The following is a 26209-nucleotide window of genomic DNA, read 5'->3' on the forward strand; positions in this document are numbered from 1 at the left end:
AGATTCCGCACAAAAAAAGCCATCCGTTCAAACCCATTGAACGGATGGCTTACATTCTTAATAAAAATATCTACTTTTTTTATTCAAATAGAAGTAAAACAACACGCCTTCTTCTGTATTCGTTACCCCATACGCCACACCATGAAGTTCTAAAATATTTTTTGAAATAGCGAGCCCTAAGCCCGTACTTCCTTCCGAACGCCCGCGAGACGTATCACCACGATAAAAACGATCCCATATTTTCTCTAAATGTTCTTCTACAATATGAGTCCCGTTATTTTCCACACTTACTTTTACACGATCCTGCTCTTCTATCGTGGAAATTCTAATGTTTTTATTTTTCGGTGTGTAACGAATCGCATTGGTAATAAAGTTCGTAATCACTTGTTCAATCCAATGCTGATTTGCAACAACTTTTGTCCCGGATAGGTGTTTATGAACATGTAATTGCTTGTTAGCGATGTCTAAAGCTAATTGTTCGCAAATATGCTCGATAACCTGATCAATATAGAAGACATCCATTTCCATTTTGTACGTGCCGGATTCAAATTTTGCCAATTCGAGCATATCAACAATGAGCATATCCATTTTATCGACTTCTTTTGCCATTGCGTTAAAATAATAATCTTTTTTATCCTTAGCGACACCATCTTCTAAAATGGAGATACAGCTCTTCAATATACTTAAAGGTGTCTTTAATTCATGTGACAGACCGGAAATAAATTCTTTACGTGTATGTTCCAGTTGTTTTTCCTTCTCGATATCCTCCTGCAATTGATTAATATGCGAATGCAGCGTGGTCGAGAGGCTATTAATATTGTGTGATAACGCACCAATTTCATCCTTTGACCTGACAGGTATGGTCTCGGAAAAGTCCAAATTGGCAATCTTGCTTGTCGTATCGTTTATTTGCAGCAATGGGTTGGCGATTTTTTTTGAATAATAGAAGGAAACCAGGACAATCAGGAGCAGAACAAATATAATTAAGTATACATAATAGTCTTCCAACATTTGTACAGCTTCATCAATTGGCTGTAATGACGTCATAGAAAAAATATAAGCCATTTCACCATTCACATCTTTTATCGGTCTGATTAATATTTTGTAGTTAATATCATTTTGCTCATAGTCCATTGTTTTCGCATGGCCATTATAATTATCATTAAATAGCAGATTCACTTGAAATTGTTTGATTTGTTCGATAAACACACGATTTGTGTAAATAGTTGAACGTACGGATTCTGCAGGTAATTGTAATTTCTTAATTTTTCCCGTTAAATATATCCGCGACCCTCCTGCTGGTGAAGGTTCTATTTCAGCGGGTTCTGTTTTAGTGCTGTTTCCATATAACTCTTCCGACAGCAGCTTATTCTCTAATACAAAATTCGTGTTCCGTCTGGTTAAAATGGCAGGAACTATTGTATCATCTTTCATTACCCCATCAATCATAATACGCTTTCCTTGTTCTAAATCAAACTTGACCCTTTCTAAATCTTCTAAACCGATAAAACTGTACAAAGGGATGGTAATATCGCGGTTGGCGAGCTCTTTATTCAGAGAAGTATCTGAATGAATTTTCACAGAAAAGTCATTTGTATATTTAATATTTCCTGCACTATCCAACGTTGTAATCCACATCGAATGTTCCTGGTAGAAATCCTGCTCCAGCCTTTTAATTGCCTGTACATTTTCCCCGGCCTTCAGGTATTCCTTCTTAAAAGATTCAATACTCGTTTTAATGTCATTTACCTTTTGGGTTGCATAATATTGCTTAAAAAATACAGTTTGTCCAATATAAATCGTTGCCAAAATGAGTATGCACAATAATGTTGTCAGCAAAAATAATTTTAATACAATGCCTTTTTTCATGTTATTCCCTCAAATTTATAGCCAGCTCGAATAACCGTGACAATACAATTTGCTTTAGTGCCTAACTTATACCGCAAATTACGGATGTGACTATTGATTGTGCGATCATCACCATCAAATTCATAGCCCCATACTTTAGTGATAAGTTGTTCCCTTGTAATAATAATCCCTTGATTTTGCATTAAATAGGTTAATATTTCAAACTCCGTGTATGTCAAAGTGATACTTTTCCCATCTACTGTCACTGTTCGTGTAGGGAAGTGGACACAGATACCATTACTGATTAACGTATCTTCATCAGGTAACTTACCTGCCCGGGCATAGCGGCTATCAATTAACCGTTTTACTCTTGCCAATAATATTGGCGGGCTGTATGGCTTTGTGACATAATCATCAGCACCTAATTCAAAACCTAGCAGTGTATCATCTTCATCCGCACGTGCTGTCAACATAATAATCGCTACATTGGAAGTTTTGCGGATTTTTCTGCAAACGGACCATCCATCTAACTCCGGCAACATAATATCCAGAATAATTAAATGTACGTCATGTTCTTCAAAAATAGCTAACGCTTCATTTCCATCTACTGCTTCTAATACTTCATATCCTGCATCTAATAAATAATCCTTAACTATTTCACGTAAAATGTCTTCATCTTCTACAATTAGTATTGTTTTTTGCATTTGTCTCCCTCGCAATGTCTAAAAGGTTAGTACCTATGAAAAGATAGCATAACGATGTAAAGATTAGATAAAGATGTTAACTTGATATCATTCCTGATAAACCCTATTGAGGGATCGTTGATGATTAATTGCGATACCCTACATTTAAGTTTTACACGAAATCGAAATTTTGGGCTAGCTCATACTTTAAATAAAAGCGGTTATTCAAGATAACTGGCCCTGTAACAAGCTTAGCTTTATTTCAGATAGGCACCCTTTTCTGGAACAGTCGTTTTCTGTTATTAGCTGGTATAACATATCCTAAAGTACCTACAGTGGTTTTTTTTAACACATAATGGTAATTACCCCCATGCAAAAGACGCCTCTTATTCAAGAATGGCGCCCTATAATTAAAGATCGCTTTTTACTTTTCTTCCTCTACCTTTGGAATTTGTCTGAATGCAAATTCAACTCGATGTATATTTTTGTTCTCATCTCTCACAAAACGAATGATAGTATCCTGCTCCCTCATGGTAAATAAAAACTGGTTATCACCAATTGGCTTAAGCACTGCATCAGGCAATCCAGCGGTTGTTAAATGCAACCTTCCATCTTCTACATAAAATTCATTTATCATGCCATCGCCTGATATGAACGTTCCCTCAAATTCCTTTAAACTTTCAAGTGCTAAGTCAACAACCTCAACGTTCAAGTGTGATTCATCGATGGGTTTGCCCAAGTAACCGGCAAATGCACCAAAAAGCAGTTTTGAAGATGGGGCTCCTGCTAAGTTTGCAAGCGATATTCCCGTTAGTCCGAGTTCCGGAAGAATATTCATCTGAGCCGTTACCCCTTTAATATCCCCACCATGCTGAATGAGCTTGTATCCAAAGAAATCCGGAGTGATCATTAGACCGTAACCGTAGTAAGTCCCATGTGCACATTGGATGTACGGTGTTGTCATGGACGCCACACTTTCAGGCGACAGAACCCCTACATGACCAACTTCTCCGTCATTCAGAATCATATTTGCAAATTTGAGCATATCATTCACTGTCGACTTTAAGAATCCTGCCGCACGCATTGCTGGCGCATCCCAAGAATTATTAGATCTAAATATAACATCTTCATTTTCTTTCTTTCGCATGTCATATAAGACGGCTATATTTTCATATCCCTTCAAATCTTCATAGTGAAAAACACTATGTTGCATACCGGCAGGCTCTAAAATGTTTTCTTGCACATATTGTTCATACGATATACCGCTGATGCGTTCGGTTATGGCACCTAAAAGGGCATAGGCGTCATTTGAATAACTGAATTCAGTCCCGGGTGCCCCAAGCGGTGTGAATTCTGCTTTTGCAATAGCATTCATTAACTCCGAATGTGTATCAATCGCTTGGATCGCATCCAATGGATTCTCTTGCTGTTGATCTTCTTCCAATTTTGGATCCTTTTCCATACTTTTCTTTATTGCGCCCATTAAAGTGGCTAGTGGGGGCAAGCCTGATGAGTGTGTCAAAAAGTGGTGAATCGTCATTTGTTTTGTTTGCTCCTCATTCGGCGTCTTCAATTCCGGCAAATATTTGATAACAGGGTCATTTACATTCAGCTTTCCCTTTTCTTGTAATTGAAGGATGGCAACAGCTGTAAAGGCCTTCGTTATTGAACCGACTCCAAAAACGGTATCTGGTGATAACGGAAACTTTGCTTCAATGTCGCGAAATCCAAACCCTTTCTCATAACTCAATTCACCATCTTTGGCTAACCCAATTGCAAAACCAGGTACTTTGTATTTTTTTAAAATCTCATCACAATATCGTTCGAAATCATGGATCCTTGTTTCTTGTTTCATAAAGTATACCCTTCTCTCTTTATTGTCTTCAGATTCATTTTAAACGTTAGAGGTCGCTTCTCCACCGTACATCAGAATGGGAATTTCTACGACTTCAGACCGATATTTTGATGTAGAACCTTTATCCCATTAAATAGTCCAATCAAGAAAACGGTTATTAGATTACCGCGCCCGTTTGTTTAGTACAGGATTTCCCTGTTTCGATAAAAAATAAGCCCATCTACAATATCATCAGGGCTTTTATTGCTGCAGAAGTATTTATTTTTCACCAGGAAATAATATACCGAGGACTGTGATGTTATCTTGATTTTTTTCATAATACACCCGAAATTTCCTAACAACGATTCGAGATATACCTTTATAGGTTCCAAATTCTTCCGTATAGGTTTCTACAACAAATTCATTTTTTAAAAATTCCTCAGTATCTAAAATCAATTTAAATATGAATTCCAGAGTCTCTTCTGATGTGAAATGTTCACTCCTAAACTGTAGAAGCTTTTCCCTTACAATTGGGAGCCAGATTATATTTTGGGTACCCACTATTCGAAATCCTTTGCAGAAAGCGAATTTAATAACTCTGAAGTTGACATACCTTTTCCTTTTTTATATTCACTTTTGCTTTCCTCGATCATCTGTTTAAGTTGAGGATTTTTTTCTACATCGGATTTGATTGAATTCTCATCCTCTTCCTGTAGTACGAGGGTAAATTTTCCTTTTCCTGGGATAGAAAATTGAAAAACTGAATTATCACGATCCATATTTTCTATGCGATTCATAAGTTCTTCTGAGGATTCAATAAATCCCATAAAATCACCGCCAGTTTGTATTTTCTTTATCATAACACAATATACGTTTCCTGTATTTTAGAAGCTCACTCCGGCTGCTTAAGCAAAGGATCTACTTCTGCAATCGCGCCCTATAAAGGAACAAGCAACATGGATTGGATTTCTTTAGTTAAGGGTAAGAACAAACTCTTCAACATCTTTACCACGCGCATTTGAATACCCGATGTCTTCACCCGAAAGTGTGAAGCCACATCTTTTTAAAACCTTAAGGGATCCTTCATTGTCTTTCGCGGCACGAGCATATAGTGGACGAATTGTAACCTGTTTTAGAAATTCTCGTAATGCATTGGTTGCAATTCCCCTGCCCCAATATTCCCTTCCAATCCAATAGGTTACTTCTGGATCTCCGAACTGCTCGAAATGTGCAACATGTCCAACTACGATGTTTTCAACAATGATCGTTTGGTTAATAATATCCCTATTCGTAAGTATTTTGTTCCAATGTTCAACGAAGCCATCCCAATCATTAGGATCCTTGCTTGTAAAGGCAGCCATTTGGTTTGCTTCACTGTCCTGCTGATGCTTAAAAAAAATAGGAAGGTCATCCTCAATCACATTCCGAAGCACTAAATTGCTCATTAAACTCCTCCTCTGTCGTTTACTTTATTTTAGCGAACGCATATTCCTGTGGCAAAATATTTTTATCGTGTCAAACCACCTTGATATGCTACTAATAATTCATTTCCTTCTTCAATTAAATGGCCCTATTCGGGAACTATTTTTTTCGCTTCTGCTTTGAACGTGCGGGCAAAATATTAATGACATCAATCTCGTAATCTTTTTCATAAACTGCATAAAAAATCAAATAATTTAACATTCGGTGACGGCTTTTTCCGTATGTAAGACAACGCAAACCTTCAAAAGGTCCCTGCTCAACCATCTTTCCGGCATATGGAAAAGAAGATAACAGTCGATCGATTTCATCAATCATGTTATCTTCTTTAGTAAACCACCATTCAAGCACATCTTCTCCTTGCTCCGAAAAGAAGGCTTGGATTTGATCCAAGCTCTTGTTAAACTCTTCTGTAAAATAAACCGAGAACTTCCGGTTATCTTCTGTCATGCCGTGACTCCTTTAACTGTTCTGCGGTATAGCGTCTCATATCCGGATTGTCAAGAAAACGTTGCAGTGATTTCTTTAATTCCGGGTACTCTTCAATTTCCTGTGTCAAATTATCGGGTTCTTCATCCAAAGAAGGTGTATCATGTGCCTCTAAAGAGATTAGTTTTCCGTCGACAACAAACATCGCTGAATTTTGATCATTCATGGCATTTGCTAGTTCTTCCTTCGCATTTTTGCTTAACGGTCTCATTATCGATCACCTCAAAAGTTACGTTTGTTATTTCCTTCTATTATAACACAGTAATGAGATTCCGGAACATCATTGCATCATTTAAACTAGGAAGATAAAAGTTTTTGAACACTCTTGCCATACATGAATATATGCGTTTTTCCCTTTGAAAAATTTGTATTCCTTTAAAAATATTTGCTGTAGAAATCATGTCTTAATTTCCCGCTGAGATGAGCATAAATCCTGGTTGTTTCACTCTTTTCATGACCAAGAAGGCTTTGAATCACTTCAAGAGGAGCGCCGTTGTCTACCATGTGTGTAGCATAACTGTGACGTAATTGGTGGAGGTGAATCGTTTGTTTGATTCCAGCACGATTAGAGATACGTTTAATAATGTATCTCAAAGTATCTACACTCATACGTCTTATGGGTTTACGCTCTGTGACAAATAAACAGGGTTCGTCATCCTCACGTTCATCTAAATACCTTTTTAACCAAATTGCACAGCGTATATTAAAGTAAACTTCCCTTTCCTTATCACCTTTACCATGTACTATTACTGAGTTTCCTGCGAAATTAATATCGTCTCGGTTTAATTTCGCAACTTCTCCAATCCGGCAGCCAGTCGAATAAAAAAATTCAAACAAAGCATTCTCCATCGGTGTATGACATCCTTCTCGGAGATGTTCAATTTCATGTTCGGAAAGAAACTTTGGAATTCGCTTACCTAACTTAGGCTCTTTTAATTTTGCAGCCGGATTTTTTAAGATAAAACCTTCCTCATGTGTCCATTTAAACAGCGACTTAATAAATCGTACTCGATGACCCAAACTAGATGGCTTTAAATGTCCCCCAGCTTCTCCCAAGTATTGTTTTAGATTTTCCGTAGTAATATCACTCATTCTGATATCTCCGAAATAACGCTGTAAAAGATCACGTTGAAAGCCATACATCTTCAAAGTAAGAGGAGAATAACCTTCAATTCTCTTATCAGACTGGTACTTTTCCCATGCTTCTGACAGCAACATATATTCACACTCCCATACTATGAATCAATTAATTTGATTCTAGTATGGTCATTGCGTGCAACCTTTATTCAACAATCGAAATGTATAACAAAATAAAAGCCTTAAGTAATAACGAAATTCTCTGTTCAGGACAGTGGACTTAACAATAGCTTGCATTTTTAAAACAGCATGCAAATTTTATTCTATTTTATACCGCGCTCGGCTTCTATTTCCTTACTTAACTCAGGAAATTGTTTCTTAAACGATTTTACCATTTTTGCTGTTTTACCAAAGGTGTATTTTTTGACTTCATCATAGGGAATCCATATTTCTCTATCCCTAATCTGTTCATATAGAGATGAAATAACTGTATCACGATGGTGTGGAGGAAGTTTTCTTGTTGTACGTATTTCCTTCATTTTTTTGTGATAAAGATTATAAAGCTCAGGAACGATCCAATTCTTTTGACTCTCTTTCAATTGTGAAAAGCGTTTGTTTGTTTGAAGAAGTTTCCCATTTACCTTTATATGATTTTTCATCAAGAACCTTCCTTTAAATCTTAGCTCATAATTTTTACTTAATTACTATTGTCTCACTTTACTAGAAAGAGAAAAAGACTCTCCACTTATTACATAAAAGCGCCCTTTAATTGAAGATTGTTCAACATACTCGAAGCTATAGACTTGGTTATGATATGACTTATTGATCTATTCTAGTCTGTATAAAAACCACATTTAAGTAAATAATAACCCTACCTTATCATACTCAAGGAGGTTACATAATGAATGAAGGGAACATTCACCTAACATCTGCAGAAATTGGTTCACTTTGGACTGGGTATATGCAGGATAGTATGTCAAAATGTGTCTTAAGTTTTATGTTAAAACATATTGAGGATCAAGATATAAAACCCGCTATTCAGTATGCTTATGATCTTTCATCCAATCATCTAGAACAGTTACTCACCATTTTTGAAAAGGAAAATTACGCCGTTCCAAACGGGTTTACCGAACAAGATGTAAACATAAATGCTCCGTGGCTTTTTACGGATACATTTTGTTTAACGTATGTCAATCACATGGCAAAAGTCGGAATGATAGCATACAGCGGATTTGTCTCTATGAGTACCAGAGAAGATATGCGAAATTATTTTATACTAGCATTAAACGAAACAGCTACGCTTTATAATCAAACAAGCGAAATTGCTCTTTCAAAAGGAATTAATGCCAGGCATCCTTATATTGAGGTTCCGAAAGAAACGGATTATGTGGACAGTAAAAAATATTTTAGTGGCTTAAATCCCTTTAGTGACAAGCGTCCACTAAACGCCGTTGAAATTTCCCATATATATATGAATATACTAACAAACGTAGTCGGGGTGAAATTATGCCTTGCCTTTGCGCAAACTTCGCCATCCAAAGATGTACAAGATTTTATGTTGCGAGGAAAAGAGATCTCGCAAAAACATATTAAGATTTTTGTTGATACACTTATGAAAGATGATATTGATGCTCCGCAGGTACCTGATACAGCTGTAAGTGATTCAACAACTCAAGCATTTTCAGATAAATTATTGATGTATCATATGTCACTTATAAGTGCATCAGGAATCGGAAACTATGCTACTGCTGCCGCCGCCAGTCAACGAAGCGATTTAATGATCAATTATGAACGGTTATCGTTAGAAGTTTCCCGACTTGCCAAAAGCGGAGCCGATATTATGATTAAAAACGAATGGTTAGAACAACCGCCTGGAATAAAAGATCGTAAAAAATTAGCGAAGAACAAACAAAAAGGCTGACCTTAACAAAGTTAGCCTTTTTAATTATTCAGTAAAACAATTATGATAATACAAATAAAAAGGAATTAACAACCATGCACGTGGCTATTACAATTTGGGCTATTATCGCCTCATGGCGATGGTGGGATCGGGAACACTTCCACAAGTGCCATACAACAATACTGTACATGTCATTATTGAATTTATTATATATTTTTTTGACTAGTGGTTATATATTGTGGAAGATTCAGCCTGACCTTGGACTTCCTTTCCCCATCGTCAGTATGCTGTATACGTTTATTATTTTCCCTTGCACAGTGATTTTATATTTGTCCCGTTATCCGAAGTCTGTTAAAGGCCAGATCCTTCACAACATAAAATGGATTATGATTTACATAGTAATAGAATGTCTGGGTAGTTTATTTGGTCGTATTATTTATGATCATAACTGGCATTTAGGATGGTCACTTTTGTTTGTCCTAACCATGTTTCCTATGTTGCGTCTACATTATAAAAAGCCTCTACTTGCCTATTTTTTATCCATTTTATTTATTGCTTTTATACTTTATAAATTTGAAGTTCCTTGGAAAGTTCCAATGAAGGATCGTTAATATGTTGGGGGTGCAATTTTTTATGACTATGGAGCAAATTATTTTAGTACTGGCGTGGGTAATCTCTATCTCTATTCTTTTAATATTTATTCCAAAAGATAAAATTCGCAATGCCATAGTAGCATTCCAATTTAAGCAGGTATTAACATGGTTGTTTGGTCTTGCTGTTGTTCAGATGAGGATGATTGAATATCCTGTCAGGTTGTTTGATTATGCAAGCAGGGCAAGTTTCACCTTTGAATTTCTTGCATACCCTGCAATTTGTGCCATTTTTAATGTTCACTATCCAGAGGGAAAAAGTAAAATAGCTCAATTTGGTTACTATGCTCTTTATACTTCAGTCATTACAGTTACTGAGGTAATACTTGAAAGATATACTAATTTAATTGTGTATATCCATTGGTCTTGGTACTGGACTTGGATAACATTATTTACAACATTCTTTTTGTCACATTTATTTTATAAATGGTTCTTTAGGAAAATAAACACTGGACATACCAAATAAATAGAGGGACTACAGCTGTTAATTTTGTGTAGTGTAAAGTTCCATAAAAAACAAAGGGCAGAAAAATGCTACCTAATACTACCTTCTGTTTCGTTGATAGAAACTGATTACGGTTCTTTATTTGTTCCGCAATATGGCCCGTTTGTTGTATAGTCAGTTACCTTATTTTTACCATAAAGAGACCCCTTGGACAATAGGGATCCAAAGGGGTAAAACTTCGCATTTTTTATTAACGTCACGAGCTTATTTTATTGGTGCGAAAATAGAGTGAAAAGATATACCATTAAAATCAGCAACTGAAAAAGCGAGGTTCCTGCTTAGAAGTTCAAGCTAGGCAGTGAGGTGCGAGCTGAAGCAAGCTCGGCACAAGACCTTAGGATGCGGCAGGAAGCATTACTAAATAGTGATAGCAAAATTTCCCTTAGAGATTATGTCGCATTTATTTCTGTTATGCCAAAAGAACAAATCTTTTCGGTAAAATATATACCACAAGCTTATAATTCATTTAAAGGTGCACAAAAACATTCCGTTTTTTTGTGCATCTTTACCATTTACGGGCTGTCCGCTGATTAGCTACACTTATACTATAAAACGTTTACATAAATGGGGGAGAAAATTAATGGCAGAATTACGACTGGAAAAAGTACAGAAATCGTATGATAAAAAAGTGGTTGCAGTAGATGATTTTAATCTGGACATTAAGGATAAAGAATTTATTGTTTTCGTCGGGCCATCAGGCTGCGGAAAATCCACTACTTTACGGATGATCGCCGGTTTGGAGGAAATTACTGGCGGGGAACTTTATATTGATGACAAGAAAATGAATGATATTGCACCAAAAGACCGTGACATTGCGATGGTTTTCCAAAATTACGCATTGTACCCACACATGAATGTTTACGATAACATGGCATTCGGACTAAAACTTCGTAAATTTAAAAAAGATGAAATTGATAAGCGCGTAAAAAACGCGGCCAATATTTTAGGTCTTGAAGCATATTTGGATCGTAAACCAAAAGCATTGTCAGGCGGGCAGCGTCAGCGTGTAGCATTGGGTCGGGCAATAGTCCGTGATGCAAAAGTGTTCTTAATGGATGAGCCATTATCCAACCTGGATGCAAAATTACGTGTTCAAATGCGTGCAGAAATTCAAAAACTTCATCAGCGCCTTCAAACAACTACGATTTATGTTACACACGACCAAACAGAAGCAATGACAATGGCGACACGTCTGGTTGTTATGAAAGATGGAATTATCCAGCAGGTGGGTGCACCCAAGGAAGTTTATGACGAACCGGAAAATGTATTCGTTGGTGGTTTTATTGGGTCACCGTCTATGAACTTTGTTACTGGAACATTGAAGGATGGAAATTTTGTAACGGGAGATACGAAGATAAAAATTCCTGAAGGCAAAATGAAAGTTTTACGTGAACAAGGATATGTGGATAAGAACATTGTACTGGGCATTCGCCCGGAAGATATTCATGATGAACCTGTATTTATTGATTCAACACCGGATACAAAGATTGCAGCAAATATTGAAGTTGCAGAATTAATGGGAGCCGAATCATATCTTTATTCCAAAGTGGAGGATCAGGACTTTGTCGCACGGGTTGACTCACGTTCAGACATTACCGGCGGCGAACAAATTGATTTAGCCTTTGACATGAACAAGGCACATTTCTTTGATGGGGAGACAGAACAACGAATAAAATAATTTAAACTGCATATTTTTCTAGCAAATGTAAAAAATACCATCAGTGGTATATATAAATAGAGGGAAGTCTTAAAGACTTCCCTCTAAACTATGAAGGGTTTTCCCCTCTTGAGGCCATGGGTTATTTAGGTTGTCCACCAAACTGCTGTTGTGCAGATTGTACAAGACGCTTCGTGATTTCACCACCGACAGAGCCGTTTGCACGGGAAGTAGTGTCAGCGCCAAGGTTAACACCAAATTCTGATGCAATTTCAATTTTCATTTGATCCAATGCTTGTTGTGCACCAGGAACTACTAATTGGTTTGAGTTGCCTGAGTTGTTATTAGCCATGTTATCACCTCCTGTACCCATATTGTTAGCAGAACTGTAAAACTTATCACGAATTATAGTTGGTAATTGTTGCTTAAAAATCCAGAAGGTGATAACAACTGTCGATTTGGTTCATCGGCAGATTTGCAAGGGTATCGGCGAGTCGATGTTAATCAAGCAACCTTCCTGCGAACCCTAAAAAAAGCCCATTACAACGCGGTAATGAGCTTTTTTTGTAAGTTCTTATTTAGGGTATGTCATTTCTTGTGGATTAACATATTGATCGAATTCTTCCGCCGTCAGCAATCCAAGTTCTACTGCGGTTTCTTTTAACGTCGAGTTATCCGCAAAAGCTTTTTTAGCAATTTTAGCTGCATTTTCATAGCCGATATGCGGATTCAATGCTGTTACAAGCATTAACGAATCATTTAAATATTTTTCAATTTGTTCATGATCCGGTTCAATTCCTTTTACACAACGCTCATCAAAAGACAGCATGCTGTCAGCAAGAATTTGACATGACTGCAGGAAGTTATGTGCAATTACAGGTTTAAACACATTCAGTTCAAAATTACCCTGACTCGCAGCAAATCCAATTGTTGCATCATTTCCCATTACTTGAGTTGCCACCATTGTAATTGCTTCGGGTTGTGTTGGATTGACTTTACCCGGCATAATGGAGCTGCCCGGTTCATTTGCCGGGATGGTGATTTCACCTATTCCACAGCGTGGTCCACTTGCCAGCCAGCGCACATCATTTGCAATTTTCATCAAATCTGCTGCCAGTCCTTTTAATGCGCCATGTGCATATACTGTTTCATCATGACTTGTCAGTGCATGAAATTTATTTGGTGCTGAAATAAAATTCTTGCCTGTCACTTCATTAATTGCTTTACATACAGTTTCAGAAAAGTCAGGATGTGCATTTAATCCTGTTCCAACAGCTGTCCCGCCAATTGCAAGCTCTTTTAGATGATGTAAGCTTTCCGTTACCATTGTTTCGGACTTTTCAAGCATACGGTGCCAGCCGCTCACTTCTTGTCCCAATGTTAATGGTGTAGCATCCTGCAGGTGGGTACGGCCGATTTTTACGATATCCTGAAACTTGTCCGATTTCTCTTTTATTGTATCTTTCAGCGTTTTTATCGCCGGCAGAACCTTATCCTCAAGTTTTAATACGGACGCAATATGCATTGCAGTCGGGAATGTATCATTGGAACTTTGTGATTTATTGACGTCATCGTTTGGATGGAGTGTTAAATCACTGCCCTGTCCTTTCAGCCATTCATTACCTACATAAGCAATGACTTCATTTACGTTCATATTTGATTGCGTACCACTGCCTGTTTGCCATACAACCAATGGAAAATGGTCATTAAGCTTTCCGTCGATAACCAGATCTGCTGCATAACCGATCGCTTCTGCCTTTTTCTTGTCCATCAGGCCCAATTCACTATTTGCTTTTGCTGCACTTTTTTTCAAAATAGCAAATGCCTTCGTAATTTCAACAGGCATTTTTTCGTCACCGATTGGGAAATTTTGTTTGCTTCGCTGGGTTTGTGCTCCCCAATATTTATCAACTGGTACATTAATTTCTCCTAATGTATCCTTTTCTACCCGATATTCCATGTTTTTAGCCTCCTTATGTACATAAATCGATATTATTATTCTTTTCTATTGTAACAAATTTAAAGCGGTGTATGTTAGCGGGAACATGGGAATAGTCACAAAAAAGTACATATTTCATTCCCAACAATACGGTATTTTCATATATAATACTTTACAAGAATGTTTTTGAGGTAAGGAGGATTTCGTTATGCCATACATTTGGACACATATGCTTTTTTGTGAAGATGTTGTGGATACAGTCAAAAATCCTTATTCACTTACAGAGCATGAAGCGTATATGAATCTGGGTGCACAGGGTCCTGATCCCTTTTTTTACTATAATTTCTGGCCGTGGATAAAAGAAGAACCGGTACATGACATTGGAATGCTTTTGCATACGAAGCATTGCGGACCTTTTCTAATGGACTTGATTGAAGCCGCAAAAGGGATGGATAAGCATATACAGGCATATGTATTCGGATTTGTTACACATCACATACTTGACCGCAATGCACATCCATATATTCATTACCGGGCAGGCTATGAAGGAAGCAACCATCAAAAACTCGAGGTACTTATCGATACATTGATGATGAAAAAATACCATAACTTAAAAACATGGAAGGTACCGGTATACAAAGAAATTAACGTAGGTTACACACTGGACAAAGAGATTGCCGGTTTACTTAATAAAACAATTAACAAACATTTTCCGGAAGTCAAACGGAACTCTCTTTCATATATTCAAAAAGCATATCGGGATATGAAGTTAGCATTAAAACTTTTGTCTGACCCATATGGTTGGAAAAATGTTGTCTTAAAACCGCTGATTTCATCATATTCCCACCAGCCGATTAAAAATGATGTGGATTATTTAAACGTGGAAAATACAGTCTGGCATCATCCGGCTACAAATGAACCATCATCCCAAAGCTTTATTGATTTATATGATCAGGGGAGAACAGAGGGTATTGAGATTATGACTGAAGTACTAACGTATTGGCAATCCCGGGATGAAACCTCCAGGAAAAGACTTACTGAACTTATTGGAAATATCTCATATGATACCGGTAAACCACTCGAATTAAACCTGGAAAATAAATACAGCGAGCCAATTGTTTAAAAAAAGCAGGAACACGCTTAACTTTTTCGTGTTCCTGCTTTTTTGTTTGGCTCTTTTCGCAAATTTTGCTGCTTTATAATCTCGTAGTTGATATAAAATGCGCATTAGATTGGTTTAGAATCATTTAATTAGGCTTTTTGACGCCGCAGCTGGAAAATACTCGCTTTCACGCCTCCGGGTACCAAGGCGACATCTGCTCAAAAAGTTCGTTTTCGCAGTGTCTTCTTAGCCGCGGGCAAGTGTCGAGCCTCTTCAGCTCGTACCTCGCTTACGAGTCTCGTCTAGCTTGAACTTCTGAATTACCAAGATATAATGAGCAATATTCAGCGGAGGAAATGCACGTAGACTCCTGTGGGAGCAGAGGCCTAGATGAGACTCCGCAGCGACGAAGGAGCAAGGAGACTCATCAGCCGCCCACGGAAAGCGAAGTGTATTTCCGCAGCGGCGGACTAACACTCGTATAAAGTTACGTCGCAGTTTATAGATATTGTTTCATTGAATACTCAACTCACGACAGTCGCTTTCTGCAGTTAGCAGTAAATACTTATTTAAACATCTTTCTCAACATTTTCCCGGTAGCTTTGCCTGCCACCCTTCGTCCAACTCTTTTTCCAACTTTTCCTTTTTTGGCAGCATTAGCATCACCAAGTATTCTGGCAACGCCATATAATACTTTACGAATGTTATTAATACGCATGGTTTCACTCCTTATTGTGGTTTAATCTATACTCCGTCATCTGATGCAGTTTGCCGTTTTGCCTCAAGGGCTCCTTGTTCAATATTGACAAACCTTAGTAAGACAATCCCGACGATAAAGAAGAATACCAATGAAACAATTCCGAGTCTGCTTGATCCGGTCAACTGTCCAACTAACGCAAACAAAAATGGACCAAAGATTGCAGCGAATTTTGATGATATTCCGTAGAAACCAAAGAACTCTGCATGTTTATTAGCAGGAACCATACGTCCGAATATCGATCTGCTGAGGGATTGTGCCCCGCCTTGAACTAAACCAACACATATTGCCAGCAAGTAGAAATGCAGGGCTGAGGACATGAAATATCCTAAAATTACAATACAGAGGTAAACGTATAACGTAATATAAAGTGCTTTTTTTGCTGTGATTTTTTTAGCCAGCCATCCAAAGAAGAACGTACAAGGAATACCGACAAATTGAGTAATTAATAATGCCGCGATTAAGGAATTTGAATCAATTCCGATGTCTCTCCCGTAAATGGTCGCCATTTTAATAATCGTTGAGATTCCATCATTGTACATCCAGAAAGCTAATAGGAAAATTAATAAATGCTTATATTGCTTGATATCTTTAAATGTGTTTCCTACCCTCGAAAATCCGATTGCTATATAGGAACGATCCCGTTTCGTTGCCACTTTCTTTTCTTCCCGGATATTTTTCAAAAGTGGGATGGAAAAGATAAACCACCATACACCAACAGAAGCAAAGGATACCTGACTGGCTACTGCTGCATTCGGCATTCCAAACCATGAATATTTTAATATCATCAATATATTTATTGCTAATAAGATACCACCGCCAATATATCCAAATGCAAAACCATACGAAGAAACCTTATCAATTTCATCTTCATCGGCAATTTCCGGCAAAAAAGCATCATAGAAGATATTAGCACTTGAAAATCCGACAGTACCTATTATTAATAAGATTGATGCAAATATGTAATCACCTTCGCCAACAAAAGCAAGCAAAATACTTGCAATAATCCCCATGTAGGCAAAAAACTGAAGGAATTTCTTCTTTGCTGCGGAAAAATCACTGATTGCTCCGAGTATAGGTGCCATTATTGCTACAAGCAATGCGGCAATTGACTGTGAATATCCCCAATAGCTATCTGCAAGTGACTGATCTACTCCGACTGCAGCAACATCATAGTAAAACACTGGAAGCACTGCCGCCATGATGGTAGTTGCAAAAGCTGAATTACCGAAGTCATACAACATCCAACTGAATACCGTTTTCTTTTTCAACTATGTAACCTCCTCTTCCATTTAGCATATCAGAAAAAACCGGTGATTAAATTAAATAATTGTAAAAAATGCGAGGAAATGTACTGTAACCATACATTTTCCCCGCAACAAAAATTAAGCCTTTTCCAATGTTGCTGCCACCTGGTTTGTTTCCTCAATAGCAGACACCAGATTTGTCATCCGATCCACCTGTTCATCAACCATTGCCTCCAATTGCTGAATGGTTGCTGTCGTTTCTTCAATTAATGAAGCAAGCTGATCAACTGAACTATCGATTGTTTCCGAAGATGCCTCAATATCATTAGCCTGTTTTGCCAAATAACCCAAATACCTTATAAAGTTGATAAGCTGTTCGGTGATTTTTTCAAAATTGGCTTTCGTTTCCTGAACATTCACTGTACTCTTTTGCAGCTGACCTTTGTTATTATCCACTTCTTTCAATGCCTGTTCTGCATCGTCTTCAATTGCTTGCAGGTTCTGGCTGATTTGTTCTGCTGTTTTCTGGGATACCTCTGCCAGCTTTCGAACCTCTCCAGCAACAACAGCAAACCCTTTGCCGGATTCTCCCGCTCTTGCTGCTTCTATACTAGCGTTCAAAGCAAGCAAATTCGTTTGTTCGGCAATTTCCTGAATTTTTTCCGTAAAACTATTATTTTCCTGCATTTTATGTACAAGGTTATTCATATTTTGATCGAGCTGATCGAAAGATTTATGAAATCCATTCATCGTTTCAGACAGATTATCCATGGACTTCTGCCCTTCCATTGATAAATCTCTTAATTCTTCTCCGTCCGCAGTACTTTTGGAAAACGATTGAATCATTTTTGATAATTTTTCCCCGGTTTGTTCAATTGTTGTTGATATAGTTGTTGCTGATTCAGCCTGTGACTGGCTTGCATGTGTTATTTCCTGAAATGCCTGGCGCATCTCCTGCATGGAACTGGAATTTAAATTACTGTCCTGTTCAATAATGTTCATCTGTGACTTAACATTCGATGCACTGGCCTGTACCACTTCCGCCTGTTTTCTTTGATTTTCCGAATGGTGTTCACTGTCAGCAAGTGCGTTTTGGGAATCAGTTAATAATTTTCGTGCTACTCTAACCTGAATGACCAACACTGCAAAAACAAGGATAAAAAATACAATTGTTATCGCAGTTGCCCTTGCGTCAAATCCGATAACCGCCCCTTTTTCTACAACAAAAAAGGTCAAAAGCGACAGACCTAAAAAACCTCCTGTAATCAATACAGAAAGTGACAATGAAATTGCCGCAACCGCCAACACATAAAAAGTAAACAGCATATTCGTCACATAATCAGAACTTACGATAATACTGAATGCAACAGCGGTTAAAGCTATTATTGCTAAAAAAGGTACTACTTTGGTCAATATTCGTTTGTAATGAAAAATGCCGATCAATATAACACTGACTCCACCGCCAACCCCCAATGCGATAAGGTTTTCCTTTGGTGCCCCGACAACGAGTTCAGCGCCAACTCCTAAAATCAATGAAAACAATAAAATATAAAACAATATTGCATTTTGCCGATGTGCGATCAGCTGCTTACCATTTTCCATTCATTTTCCCCCATATGAAAAAGTATCTATGAAATAAGAACTACATCCACCTCATTAAAAAAGCCTCACCAAACAAAGGTAAGGCCGATCATGATGAAGTCGGGATTTACTCCCAAATATAATGTCTGTATTCCTCACTTAATTGTAAAAACTTTTCTTTATTTCCTGACTCAATGGAGCTGTTTATCGCTGTTTCAAGTTTCTCCTTATTCCAGTTAAAGCATAATTCATCCAGCAGCAACCGTGATGACAGCTTCAACTCGTAGGATACTTCCCGTTTGGCATGAAGTGTTTTGCCTTCATACCGAGAATACCGATAAATCATTTTCTGTTTTTTCATGGAACACGCCCCCTTGTTCCTTTTTTTCATTATCCTAAATTTTTAAAAAAATTGCAAGAGAAAAAGAATGGGGGACGGCTTAGAAAATTAATTCTTCTATTATTTAATGCTTATTCTTAAAAATGTATCTTATGGTTTTATATTCTGATATGCCAATAATCCCGCCCCCAAGGCGAAAATAGCTAAGAGACTTGCCATCCAGCTGATATTACCTTTCATCAAAATAGCAATTACCGGCGGACCGGCTGCAACTCCAATGAACCGCATGGCACTATAGATTGAGGTAATGATGCCCCGTACGTCCTTTTCCAGGCTCTCCGTAATTAGTGCATCCAGACAAGGCAGTGACATCCCTATTCCGACGCCGCAAACAAGGAAAATGGAAAGCAGGTAAACCGGGTGATCCGTAAACGGTATTACGGCAACCGAACATCCGGAGAGTGTGATTCCAATGAATGTTACCCACTTCATGACTTTCAGATGATCTTTTATTTTTTTTCCCGCTATAAAAGAAGCAACTGATAATGCGAGTAAGGGGATAGCAAGTAATACTCCTTTCCAGACACCTTTATAATCATATTTATCTTCCAGAATACTGGAAAGGTAAAATAAAAAGCCAAATAAAATAAACATTAAAATGGCACCGATTATAAAAACAGCAACCAGCCATTTTCCATGTTCTTTGAATACATCTTTAGCAAGTCCAATATATTCACGAAAACTTCTGTGTTCCTCTTCCTCCCCTTTATTTTTTATAAGAAAGCTGACCATCAGTACTGAAATCAAACAAAATACCGGGATGGAATAAAACGGCAGATACCATATAAACGCAGCAAGAACAGCACCTAAAATTGGACTTAATACTTTTCCGGTTGTATTTGAAGTTTCAATAATTCCAAGCGTTGTACTTGCTTCTTTATCATTCCGGAACATATCACCGACTAAAGGCAAAACGATTGGAGCAGCGCCTGATGCCCCGATCCCCTGAAGTATTCTTCCGATCAATATGACCAGAAATGGATCATCCATACTTCCTGATGCCCATCCTGCAATAAATCCACCCAATCCGGTAATAATCAAAGATGGAACAATTACCTTTTTTCTTCCAAACCGATCGGATAGAAACCCTGCAAAAGGAATAAAAAAAATTGCCACGATCGAGTACATCGTTATAATATAACTTGATTGCAGCTTCGAGATGTCAAGTTCCTTTTCCATCACAGGTAAAATCGGAATCAGCATTGAGTTTCCCAAAGTCATTATCAATGGAATAGAAGCCAATGATACAATAGCCAGGCGTTTTTCCTGTGAATCCATCTTTGATGATTTTTCTTGACGTTCCATTAACAGACCCCTTTGCAATAAACATGTTCACTAAATTTAATATTCACCTCTTTAACATATTTATTCTTGGTTATATCTTTCCTTAATACAACTTAATTTTAAAGTATCAATTTGTATGGAGAACTCCTTTTTTGTTTCTCTAGACATACTAAACAACTCTTTGATAGACTGTTAAAGCTGACGTTACGGATTATTAGAAAACTTGGTTGTCACCAAGATCTTAGGTGACAGCCTTAGTTGCACTTATGCAGTAAGAAAGGATTTATACTTTCTTAACTGCCAAAACGTTTGCAGTAAAATATTGGAGTGCTATTTAATGATGCATGCTGACAATTTAAAAAAAGGTGAAAAAGGGGCCTGGATCAGTATCGGTGCCTACCTTATATTATCTATCACAAAGCTGATCGTCGCCTATGCCGGTAATTCTGAAGCATTACGGGCGGATGGATTAAATAATTCAACAGACGTGGTAGCCTCTGTTGCTGTATTAATAGGATTGAAAATATCACGAAAACCACCTGACGAAGACCATCATTACGGACATTACCGCGCTGAAACCATTGCCTCTCTTTTTGCCGCTTTTATAATGATGACTGTTGGAATACAAGTAATCATTGATACATTCGGTAAATTATTTGCAGGTGAACAGGCCAGTCCTGATCTGCTGACTGCCTGGACTGCTTTAGGGGCAGCGATTGTTATGTTTATCGTTTACCGGTATAATCTCTCATTGTCAAGGAAAGTAAAAAGCAGTGCACTGTATGCAGCTGCCCAGGATAATCGTTCAGATGCGTTTGTAAGTATTGGTGCATTTACGGGGATTATAGGTGCCCAGCTGGGACTTTTCTGGCTTGATCCGCTGGCTGGATTGGCGGTAGGATTTATTATTTGTAAAACCGCATGGGATATTTTTAAAGATTCCACGCATACATTGACAGATGGTTTTGATGAGAAGCAAATTGGAAAGATCAAATCAAGTATTGCAAAAGTGCCAGAGGTAAAAGAAGTAGTGGATGTTAAGGGACGAATACATGGTAATCAGGCTTTTATTGATGTTACTATTCTTGTCAATCCGCATTTAAACGTAAAAGAAAGTCACGCGATTACCGAAAAAATTGAAACACTTCTCGAAAAAAAGCATGACATCCCATACGCCCATATTCACATAGAACCATACCAAGATTGAAAACTCCTGTGACAGGCTTAGCGGTAATGTCACAGGAGTTTTGTTCACCCAAAAATTCAACCGATAAAATAATCTTTATAATAAATAAATGTTACTACGGCTGCAATGATAGTGTAAACAACAGCTGTGTAAAAAGTAACAGAAGGATTAAAAGATCGTTTCTCTTCTTCCATTTTAATTCCTGTTTGGGCTTGCGTCTGCATTCGTATGGAATTGGATATAAAACCGCCCGATGATGTAAAAAACCATATAATTACTGCCACACCAAGCCCGGATATAAAGGCGAAATCGATAAATTCTACATTAAACAGGGCAGCAACTCCCCAATTAATCAGTAATATGAAACATATGGTAACGACTGACCAGATAACATTCTTCACCCACGTCCCTCCTCTTTTCTTACTATACGGGCCATGCCATCATTTGTTTCAACCAAAAAGAAGCTGGGACAAAAGTGTTTTATCAATAACAAAATTCGAACATATTGGAAATGGTGCATTAGACCGCTCCGGGAATATACTTCGCTTTCACACCTCCGGGTACCAAGGCGACATCTGCTCAAAAAGTACGATTTCGCAGTGTCTTCTTAGCCGGGGGCGGCTGGTGAGCCTCCTCGCGCTGGCGCACTTCGGAGTCTCACCGATGCCTTTCCTCCCGTTAGAAGGAAGGCCGACTAAAAGCGGCCTTTGCGGCCAACGTCGGCATACCCCTTTGAAGGGGCATATATTCCCTCCGCTGTTTCCATGCATTGTTCGTCTTTTAGCAACACTTTTTTGTTTTGTCCCAGCCTCATTACTTCCTATAGTCTTTTCAGCAGTTCATCGATGTTTTCCCAGCCGTATGCAGTTTCCTGATACGTGCCTTCTCCTATGGTTGTCGCTTCTTCACCAACCGGTTCTGCATCATAGCGTTCATAAAAACGGCTTGATGGGTTTTGTTTCAGTACCCAAACGAGAACAGACTGGAAACCCAACTCCCTCATTTCCTCGCAGAATGCCTTAAGAAGTCTGGCTCCCAACCCCATCCGTTGAAATTCATCCAATAAGTAAATCGTATAAATTTCACTGTCGTAATCAAACCGCTTCGTCCGCTCCGGCCCGCCGGAAACAAAGCCAACAATCTTAGTATCATTTTCGATGACCAATGTGCTCTGATCTTTTTTCTGAATACGCAATACAGTTTCCCACAAAGTTTTGCGATTTTCATATGTCATGTTGGAAATATCTTTTTCATCAAGCAATTCGGAATATGTACTTTTCCAGCTGTTTACATGAATGTCTGCGATGGATGCAGCATCCTCATAAACAGCTTTTCGGATTGTAAACATGTGATAACCCCCTGTTATCGCCTGAAACATAAATCATCTGTTTATCTATAATGTGAAAAGAAATACGGTTACAATTGCTCCAATTACTACCAGAATTACATTCAAACCGAGATATGCCAGAACAATGGCAACTGCCCCGCCAATCAACCCGATGTGCGGCTGATCGGCTTTAACGCTAAGAATACCCGGAAAAATAAGTGCCCCCAACGCTGCGAAAGGAATTGCGTTCAGCCAGCGGTTCACCCAATCTCGAAACTGCAGCTTATCCACGATAAATGCCGGGATTGCTCTTGGGATCATTGTCACGAGTGCCATACCAATTATAATCACAATTATCATGACTGATCCTCCTTCAGTAAAAATACTCCGCTTAAACCGCCAAGTACAGTACCAAAGACGATTGCCCATCCCTGACTCATAAACTGACTAAAGATTACATTTACCAGCATTGCAATTACAGCAATTAAGCCAACACGTAATTCTTTTTTAACTGATGGGACAAGGAGACCAATAAACATGGCATACAGAGCAATCCCCATGCTCTGGCTCAGCTGCTCAGGTATAACTTCTCCCAGAACTCCACCTAATAGTGAACCCATCACCCATGAAAAATAAGCAGTTAATATCAACGCTGTATAAAACAGTGCACCTTTTTCCATTTTTGCTTCTTTTGTATGTAAGGATGATACTGCAAACGTTTCATCCGTTAACCCTAATGATAAAGGAATTTTCCAGTTTAGTCCAATACCCCTTAAACGATTCATAAAGGATAAGCTCATAACAAAATGACGAAAATTAAGGACAAAAGTTGCCACAATAATCTCTACTGCACCGGCACCTACAGCAATCATATTCGCTCCCATAAACTGGCTCGCGCCCGCAAATACCATCACACTCATTAATGTGAGTTCAGTCAGCGACATCCCAGCCTGCTTTGCCAGCACACCATAGGTAATGGCAATCGGCAGGTATCCGACCATTATTGGAAACCCTACCGCTATGCCTTTGCGGATCATTTGAATTGATTGTGATGAATTGTTTTTATTTAGTGTTTGTGCATCCATTTCCCGCTCATCCCCAATTTAAAAATTGAGACTATTATAACTTATATTTTTTATAATAAAAAGTATTTAGATTAAATTGACAGATACTTATTAATAATTATATTTTTCCCTCTCCGGTCAAATATTTGCTGCGAAGGTTTTAGTTTTTCTGCTGATGTTCCTACTGTTCTGCCGATGTTCTCGCTCTTCTGCCGATGTTTCCGCTGTTCTGCCGATATTTCTGCTCTTCTGCCGATATTTCTGCTCTTCTGCCGATGTTTCTGCTCTTCTGCCGATATTCCTACTCCGTTCCTCCCTCCTAACAAAAAACCCCTTCAAATAAGGGATTGTCATTCCAACACATCAACCAATTTACGCAGTCCTTCGAGCAACCTTGGTGACGGTCTGCAAAAAAGGGATTCCTCCAGGACATGAATATTGCCTTCCCGGATTGCTTTCATCTCGTTCCATCCAGGGCGTTTCATGAGAAGTTCCGGCCTCATTTTGGATTCTTTTACCCCGACCCAAACCATACATATATGGTCGGGATCACGCTCTTTAACATCGTCCCAGTCCGTTTGAACACTTGCTGTATTTTCCGTATCAAAAATATTCCTTGCACCTGCAAGACTGCTTATTTCAGTGAGCCAGTTTACATTTCCCGGTGTAAAGACCGGTTTTGGCCACCATTCCCAATATAAAACAGGTAAAGAACTTCCAGCTTTTTCATCAGCTTTTTTTCGGAAAACTTCCACCTCTTTACGAAATGCATTCGCTCGCTCCATCCCCAGTTCTTTTTCACCCAATGCCGTCCCAACCCGTTCGATATCGTCCGCTATCTCTGTTAAAGAATTAGGATTTAAAATAATATAAGGTAAGCGTCGATCATCAAGGGCTTCGATATTTTTTTCCATACCTGGAACACTCAATGAAGCGAGAACAAGATCAGGGTTCAATGCTTCCACTTTGTCCATATCAATTGAGAGATCCGGACCAACTTTCGGCAATTCCAATACTTCCGACGGCCAGTCAGAAAAATTATCAACACCAACAAGTACATTCGTCATGTCCAGGTATTCTACAATTTCCGTATTACTCGGACAAATTGAAACGACTCGCATCACGGTTCCCCCTCTGATAATAAAAATAAATCACTTATCCTGATCGGTGGTAATCATCGGACCGTCTTTTGTAATAACAACTGTATGTTCATATTGTGAAGAACGGCCTTTATCTGTTGTTCTGGCTGTCCAGTTGTTCGAATCCATCTTACTTTGCCATGTTCCTTCATTAATCATTGGCTCAATCGTTATTACCATGCCCTCTTTTAGACGCAGGCCTTTATTTGGCAGCCCAAAATGCGGGATATGCGGTTCCTCATGAATGGTCGGTCCAATTCCGTGTCCCGTGAAATCCCGCACAACTGAAAATCCCTGCCCTTCTGCATATGTTTGAATCGCATGCCCGATATCTCCAATTCGACTTCCAACTTGTGCCTGTTCAATTCCTTTATAAAGTGAAACTTTCGATACTTCCATCAGCTTCTGTCCTGCTTCGTCAACATTTCCAACCGGATATGTCCAGGCGGAATCAGCCAATCCGCCATTCAAATTAACAACCATATCAACAGTTACAATGTCGCCATTTCCAAGTTTCTCCTCACGCGGGAATCCATGACAAATTTCATCATTAATCGATGCACAAATGGCATAAGGATAACCGCTGAATCCCTTTTGTTCAGGGGTTGCACCATGCTCGGCAAGAAATTCTTCCACAAATGTATCAATTTCCATGGTTGTAATACCAGGTCTGATCATTTTGGCCACTTCTTTATGACATTTAACAAGCAAATCACCCGCTGCTTGCATTTTCTCTATCTCCCGTTTACTTTTTCGTGTAATCATAGGTTCCATCCTTTCAAGCATCTATCTTAAAGTGAAGTATATAATGTATAATATGTTACCAATCTTACAATATCAAAAGAAAATTTCATCTTAAAGTGTATCATAAAACGACTATAAATTGAGACGAAACACACTTAAAAATGCAGAGGTACAACCGCCCCCTGCATTTTTACTGTTTAATATCCGCCAAAACCGTAACCGCCATCTTGGTATGATGTACCAATAATGATCAGCAAAATAAATAATACGACTATAAGCGTGAAGTTTGATCCGTATCCGCCAGCACTCATTCATTT

The 26209-nt window shown here is 38.4% G+C and carries 31 protein-coding genes; 6 read left to right on the forward strand and 25 right to left on the reverse strand.

The window, feature by feature from the left end:
- Nucleotides 1-57: 57 nt before the first annotated feature.
- The 10 genes from G6R02_RS12635 to G6R02_RS12680 form a co-directional block, all read right to left on the reverse strand.
- Nucleotides 58-1869 carry a sensor histidine kinase gene (locus tag G6R02_RS12635; protein ID WP_164669597.1) on the reverse strand — a complete coding sequence of 604 codons (1812 nt, stop codon included), beginning with the start codon at nucleotides 1867-1869 and terminating at the stop codon, nucleotides 58-60.
- Entirely contained in the window at nucleotides 1866-2552 is a 687-nt protein-coding gene (locus G6R02_RS12640; RefSeq protein ID WP_164669598.1) for a response regulator transcription factor, read from the reverse strand. The genes G6R02_RS12635 and G6R02_RS12640 overlap by 4 nt, the downstream gene beginning before the upstream one ends.
- A gap of 403 nt (nucleotides 2553-2955) precedes the next feature.
- The gene (locus G6R02_RS12645) at nucleotides 2956-4386 is read right to left on the reverse strand and encodes a serine hydrolase domain-containing protein (RefSeq protein WP_164669599.1); all 1431 of its coding nucleotides are present in this window, start codon (nucleotides 4384-4386) and stop codon (nucleotides 2956-2958) included.
- A gap of 258 nt (nucleotides 4387-4644) precedes the next feature.
- A complete protein-coding gene (locus tag G6R02_RS12650) occupies nucleotides 4645-4926 on the reverse strand; it encodes a hypothetical protein (protein ID WP_164669600.1) in 282 nt (93 codons plus the stop codon).
- Nucleotides 4926-5192: a hypothetical protein gene (locus G6R02_RS12655; protein ID WP_164669601.1), complete on the reverse strand. Its 267-nt coding sequence runs from the start codon at nucleotides 5190-5192 to the stop codon at nucleotides 4926-4928. The genes G6R02_RS12650 and G6R02_RS12655 overlap by 1 nt, the downstream gene beginning before the upstream one ends.
- A gap of 144 nt (nucleotides 5193-5336) precedes the next feature.
- The gene (locus tag G6R02_RS12660) at nucleotides 5337-5810 is read right to left on the reverse strand and encodes a GNAT family N-acetyltransferase (protein ID WP_164669602.1); all 474 of its coding nucleotides are present in this window, start codon (nucleotides 5808-5810) and stop codon (nucleotides 5337-5339) included.
- A 136-nt stretch (nucleotides 5811-5946) separates the two neighbouring features.
- Nucleotides 5947-6294 carry a type II toxin-antitoxin system RelE/ParE family toxin gene (locus G6R02_RS12665; RefSeq protein WP_164669603.1) on the reverse strand — a complete coding sequence of 116 codons (348 nt, stop codon included), beginning with the start codon at nucleotides 6292-6294 and terminating at the stop codon, nucleotides 5947-5949.
- On the reverse strand, nucleotides 6281-6544 hold the full coding sequence (locus tag G6R02_RS12670; protein WP_164669604.1) for a hypothetical protein: 264 nt from the start codon (nucleotides 6542-6544) through the stop codon (nucleotides 6281-6283). The genes G6R02_RS12665 and G6R02_RS12670 overlap by 14 nt, the downstream gene beginning before the upstream one ends.
- 164 nt (nucleotides 6545-6708) lie before the next feature.
- A complete protein-coding gene (locus G6R02_RS12675) occupies nucleotides 6709-7551 on the reverse strand; it encodes a tyrosine-type recombinase/integrase (protein ID WP_164669605.1) in 843 nt (280 codons plus the stop codon).
- A gap of 182 nt (nucleotides 7552-7733) precedes the next feature.
- Entirely contained in the window at nucleotides 7734-8069 is a 336-nt protein-coding gene (locus G6R02_RS12680) for a hypothetical protein (protein WP_205520133.1), read from the reverse strand.
- Between the two features lie 242 nt (nucleotides 8070-8311).
- On the opposite strand from G6R02_RS12680, the gene G6R02_RS12685 reads away from it, so the two are divergent.
- The 4 genes from G6R02_RS12685 to G6R02_RS12695 all read left to right on the forward strand — a co-directional run bounded on the left by G6R02_RS12685 (nucleotide 8312) and on the right by G6R02_RS12695 (nucleotide 12143).
- Nucleotides 8312-9331, forward strand: a complete 1020-nt coding sequence (locus tag G6R02_RS12685; RefSeq protein ID WP_163527877.1) for a DUF3231 family protein — start codon at nucleotides 8312-8314, stop codon at nucleotides 9329-9331.
- A gap of 74 nt (nucleotides 9332-9405) precedes the next feature.
- Nucleotides 9406-9921, forward strand: a complete 516-nt coding sequence (locus G6R02_RS20420) for a CBO0543 family protein (RefSeq protein WP_425509041.1) — start codon at nucleotides 9406-9408, stop codon at nucleotides 9919-9921.
- 22 nt (nucleotides 9922-9943) lie between these two features.
- Nucleotides 9944-10426: a CBO0543 family protein gene (locus G6R02_RS12690; protein WP_163527876.1), complete on the forward strand. Its 483-nt coding sequence runs from the start codon at nucleotides 9944-9946 to the stop codon at nucleotides 10424-10426.
- Between the two features lie 619 nt (nucleotides 10427-11045).
- The gene (locus G6R02_RS12695) at nucleotides 11046-12143 is read left to right on the forward strand and encodes an ABC transporter ATP-binding protein (protein WP_164669606.1); all 1098 of its coding nucleotides are present in this window, start codon (nucleotides 11046-11048) and stop codon (nucleotides 12141-12143) included.
- A 121-nt stretch (nucleotides 12144-12264) separates the two neighbouring features.
- Here G6R02_RS12695 and G6R02_RS12700 read toward each other — a convergent pair whose 3' ends face one another.
- Nucleotides 12265-12474, reverse strand: a complete 210-nt coding sequence (locus G6R02_RS12700) for an alpha/beta-type small acid-soluble spore protein (RefSeq protein WP_164669607.1) — start codon at nucleotides 12472-12474, stop codon at nucleotides 12265-12267.
- A gap of 222 nt (nucleotides 12475-12696) precedes the next feature.
- Complete coding sequence (gene fumC / locus G6R02_RS12705) at nucleotides 12697-14082, reverse strand: class II fumarate hydratase (RefSeq protein ID WP_164669608.1); 1386 nt, start codon at nucleotides 14080-14082, stop codon at nucleotides 12697-12699.
- 187 nt (nucleotides 14083-14269) lie between these two features.
- On the opposite strand from fumC, the gene G6R02_RS12710 reads away from it, so the two are divergent.
- Nucleotides 14270-15184: a zinc dependent phospholipase C family protein gene (locus G6R02_RS12710; protein ID WP_164669609.1), complete on the forward strand. Its 915-nt coding sequence runs from the start codon at nucleotides 14270-14272 to the stop codon at nucleotides 15182-15184.
- Nucleotides 15185-15728: 544 nt separating this feature from the next.
- Here G6R02_RS12710 and G6R02_RS19960 read toward each other — a convergent pair.
- The 5 genes from G6R02_RS19960 to G6R02_RS12730 all read right to left on the reverse strand — a co-directional run bounded on the left by G6R02_RS19960 (nucleotide 15729) and on the right by G6R02_RS12730 (nucleotide 20453).
- The gene (locus tag G6R02_RS19960) at nucleotides 15729-15881 is read right to left on the reverse strand and encodes a hypothetical protein (protein WP_205520135.1); all 153 of its coding nucleotides are present in this window, start codon (nucleotides 15879-15881) and stop codon (nucleotides 15729-15731) included.
- Between the two features lie 26 nt (nucleotides 15882-15907).
- A complete protein-coding gene (locus G6R02_RS12715) occupies nucleotides 15908-17191 on the reverse strand; it encodes an MFS transporter (protein ID WP_164669610.1) in 1284 nt (427 codons plus the stop codon).
- Nucleotides 17192-17305: 114 nt separating this feature from the next.
- On the reverse strand, nucleotides 17306-18769 hold the full coding sequence (locus G6R02_RS12720) for a methyl-accepting chemotaxis protein (RefSeq protein WP_164669611.1): 1464 nt from the start codon (nucleotides 18767-18769) through the stop codon (nucleotides 17306-17308).
- 106 nt (nucleotides 18770-18875) lie between these two features.
- A complete protein-coding gene (locus G6R02_RS12725) occupies nucleotides 18876-19109 on the reverse strand; it encodes an IDEAL domain-containing protein (RefSeq protein ID WP_164669612.1) in 234 nt (77 codons plus the stop codon).
- A gap of 129 nt (nucleotides 19110-19238) precedes the next feature.
- Nucleotides 19239-20453: an MFS transporter gene (locus G6R02_RS12730; RefSeq protein WP_164669613.1), complete on the reverse strand. Its 1215-nt coding sequence runs from the start codon at nucleotides 20451-20453 to the stop codon at nucleotides 19239-19241.
- 316 nt (nucleotides 20454-20769) lie between these two features.
- Here G6R02_RS12730 and G6R02_RS12735 point away from each other — a divergent pair, with 316 nt between their 5' ends.
- A complete protein-coding gene (locus G6R02_RS12735) occupies nucleotides 20770-21639 on the forward strand; it encodes a cation diffusion facilitator family transporter (protein ID WP_164669614.1) in 870 nt (289 codons plus the stop codon).
- Between the two features lie 56 nt (nucleotides 21640-21695).
- Here G6R02_RS12735 and G6R02_RS12740 read toward each other — a convergent pair whose 3' ends face one another.
- From G6R02_RS12740 to G6R02_RS12775, 8 genes are all read right to left on the reverse strand, one after another.
- The gene (locus G6R02_RS12740) at nucleotides 21696-22019 is read right to left on the reverse strand and encodes a hypothetical protein (protein WP_164669615.1); all 324 of its coding nucleotides are present in this window, start codon (nucleotides 22017-22019) and stop codon (nucleotides 21696-21698) included.
- A gap of 419 nt (nucleotides 22020-22438) precedes the next feature.
- Nucleotides 22439-22966 carry a GNAT family N-acetyltransferase gene (locus G6R02_RS12745; RefSeq protein ID WP_164669616.1) on the reverse strand — a complete coding sequence of 176 codons (528 nt, stop codon included), beginning with the start codon at nucleotides 22964-22966 and terminating at the stop codon, nucleotides 22439-22441.
- A gap of 45 nt (nucleotides 22967-23011) precedes the next feature.
- Nucleotides 23012-23305 (reverse strand): AzlD domain-containing protein, encoded by a 294-nt coding sequence (locus tag G6R02_RS12750; RefSeq protein ID WP_164669617.1) that lies wholly within the window; start codon nucleotides 23303-23305, stop codon nucleotides 23012-23014.
- Nucleotides 23302-24030, reverse strand: a complete 729-nt coding sequence (locus tag G6R02_RS12755; protein WP_164669618.1) for an AzlC family ABC transporter permease — start codon at nucleotides 24028-24030, stop codon at nucleotides 23302-23304. Before G6R02_RS12755 ends, G6R02_RS12750 begins: the two co-directional genes overlap by 4 nt.
- Before the next feature lie 71 nt (nucleotides 24031-24101).
- Entirely contained in the window at nucleotides 24102-24335 is a 234-nt protein-coding gene (locus tag G6R02_RS12760; protein ID WP_164669619.1) for a hypothetical protein, read from the reverse strand.
- 24 nt (nucleotides 24336-24359) lie between these two features.
- Entirely contained in the window at nucleotides 24360-25130 is a 771-nt protein-coding gene (locus G6R02_RS12765; protein WP_164669620.1) for a cobalamin-binding protein, read from the reverse strand.
- 30 nt (nucleotides 25131-25160) lie between these two features.
- Nucleotides 25161-25913, reverse strand: a complete 753-nt coding sequence (map, locus tag G6R02_RS12770; protein WP_164669621.1) for a type I methionyl aminopeptidase — start codon at nucleotides 25911-25913, stop codon at nucleotides 25161-25163.
- A 176-nt stretch (nucleotides 25914-26089) separates the two neighbouring features.
- Nucleotides 26090-26203 (reverse strand): YjcZ family sporulation protein, encoded by a 114-nt coding sequence (locus tag G6R02_RS12775; protein ID WP_164669622.1) that lies wholly within the window; start codon nucleotides 26201-26203, stop codon nucleotides 26090-26092.
- Nucleotides 26204-26209: the final 6 nt, after the last annotated feature.

It is taken from the genome of Virgibacillus doumboii (assembly GCF_902806455.1).
GTDB lineage: Bacteria > Bacillota > Bacilli > Bacillales > Amphibacillaceae > Lentibacillus > Lentibacillus doumboii.

Coding starts and splice junctions, on each gene's coding strand:
- G6R02_RS12635 (WP_164669597.1), bottom strand. CDS start 1,869: ATGAAAAAAGGCATTGTATTAAAATTATTTTTGCTGACAACATTATTG.
- G6R02_RS12640 (WP_164669598.1), bottom strand. CDS start 2,552: ATGCAAAAAACAATACTAATTGTAGAAGATGAAGACATTTTACGTGAA.
- G6R02_RS12645 (WP_164669599.1), bottom strand. CDS start 4,386: ATGAAACAAGAAACAAGGATCCATGATTTCGAACGATATTGTGATGAG.
- G6R02_RS12655 (WP_164669601.1), bottom strand. CDS start 5,192: ATGGGATTTATTGAATCCTCAGAAGAACTTATGAATCGCATAGAAAAT.
- G6R02_RS12660 (WP_164669602.1), bottom strand. CDS start 5,810: ATGAGCAATTTAGTGCTTCGGAATGTGATTGAGGATGACCTTCCTATT.
- G6R02_RS12665 (WP_164669603.1), bottom strand. CDS start 6,294: ATGACAGAAGATAACCGGAAGTTCTCGGTTTATTTTACAGAAGAGTTT.
- G6R02_RS12670 (WP_164669604.1), bottom strand. CDS start 6,544: ATGAGACCGTTAAGCAAAAATGCGAAGGAAGAACTAGCAAATGCCATG.
- G6R02_RS12675 (WP_164669605.1), bottom strand. CDS start 7,551: ATGTTGCTGTCAGAAGCATGGGAAAAGTACCAGTCTGATAAGAGAATT.
- G6R02_RS12680 (WP_205520133.1), bottom strand. CDS start 8,069: ATGAAAAATCATATAAAGGTAAATGGGAAACTTCTTCAAACAAACAAA.
- G6R02_RS12685 (WP_163527877.1), top strand. CDS start 8,312: ATGAATGAAGGGAACATTCACCTAACATCTGCAGAAATTGGTTCACTT.
- G6R02_RS20420 (WP_425509041.1), top strand. CDS start 9,406: ATGCACGTGGCTATTACAATTTGGGCTATTATCGCCTCATGGCGATGG.
- G6R02_RS12690 (WP_163527876.1), top strand. CDS start 9,944: ATGACTATGGAGCAAATTATTTTAGTACTGGCGTGGGTAATCTCTATC.
- G6R02_RS12695 (WP_164669606.1), top strand. CDS start 11,046: ATGGCAGAATTACGACTGGAAAAAGTACAGAAATCGTATGATAAAAAA.
- G6R02_RS12700 (WP_164669607.1), bottom strand. CDS start 12,474: ATGGCTAATAACAACTCAGGCAACTCAAACCAATTAGTAGTTCCTGGT.
- fumC (WP_164669608.1), bottom strand. CDS start 14,082: ATGGAATATCGGGTAGAAAAGGATACATTAGGAGAAATTAATGTACCA.
- G6R02_RS12710 (WP_164669609.1), top strand. CDS start 14,270: ATGCCATACATTTGGACACATATGCTTTTTTGTGAAGATGTTGTGGAT.
- G6R02_RS19960 (WP_205520135.1), bottom strand. CDS start 15,881: ATGCGTATTAATAACATTCGTAAAGTATTATATGGCGTTGCCAGAATA.
- G6R02_RS12720 (WP_164669611.1), bottom strand. CDS start 18,769: ATGGAAAATGGTAAGCAGCTGATCGCACATCGGCAAAATGCAATATTG.
- G6R02_RS12725 (WP_164669612.1), bottom strand. CDS start 19,109: ATGAAAAAACAGAAAATGATTTATCGGTATTCTCGGTATGAAGGCAAA.
- G6R02_RS12730 (WP_164669613.1), bottom strand. CDS start 20,453: ATGGAACGTCAAGAAAAATCATCAAAGATGGATTCACAGGAAAAACGC.
- G6R02_RS12735 (WP_164669614.1), top strand. CDS start 20,770: ATGATGCATGCTGACAATTTAAAAAAAGGTGAAAAAGGGGCCTGGATC.
- G6R02_RS12745 (WP_164669616.1), bottom strand. CDS start 22,966: ATGTTTACAATCCGAAAAGCTGTTTATGAGGATGCTGCATCCATCGCA.
- G6R02_RS12750 (WP_164669617.1), bottom strand. CDS start 23,305: ATGATAATTGTGATTATAATTGGTATGGCACTCGTGACAATGATCCCA.
- G6R02_RS12755 (WP_164669618.1), bottom strand. CDS start 24,030: ATGGATGCACAAACACTAAATAAAAACAATTCATCACAATCAATTCAA.
- G6R02_RS12765 (WP_164669620.1), bottom strand. CDS start 25,130: ATGCGAGTCGTTTCAATTTGTCCGAGTAATACGGAAATTGTAGAATAC.
- map (WP_164669621.1), bottom strand. CDS start 25,913: ATGATTACACGAAAAAGTAAACGGGAGATAGAGAAAATGCAAGCAGCG.
- G6R02_RS12775 (WP_164669622.1), bottom strand. CDS start 26,203: ATGAGTGCTGGCGGATACGGATCAAACTTCACGCTTATAGTCGTATTA.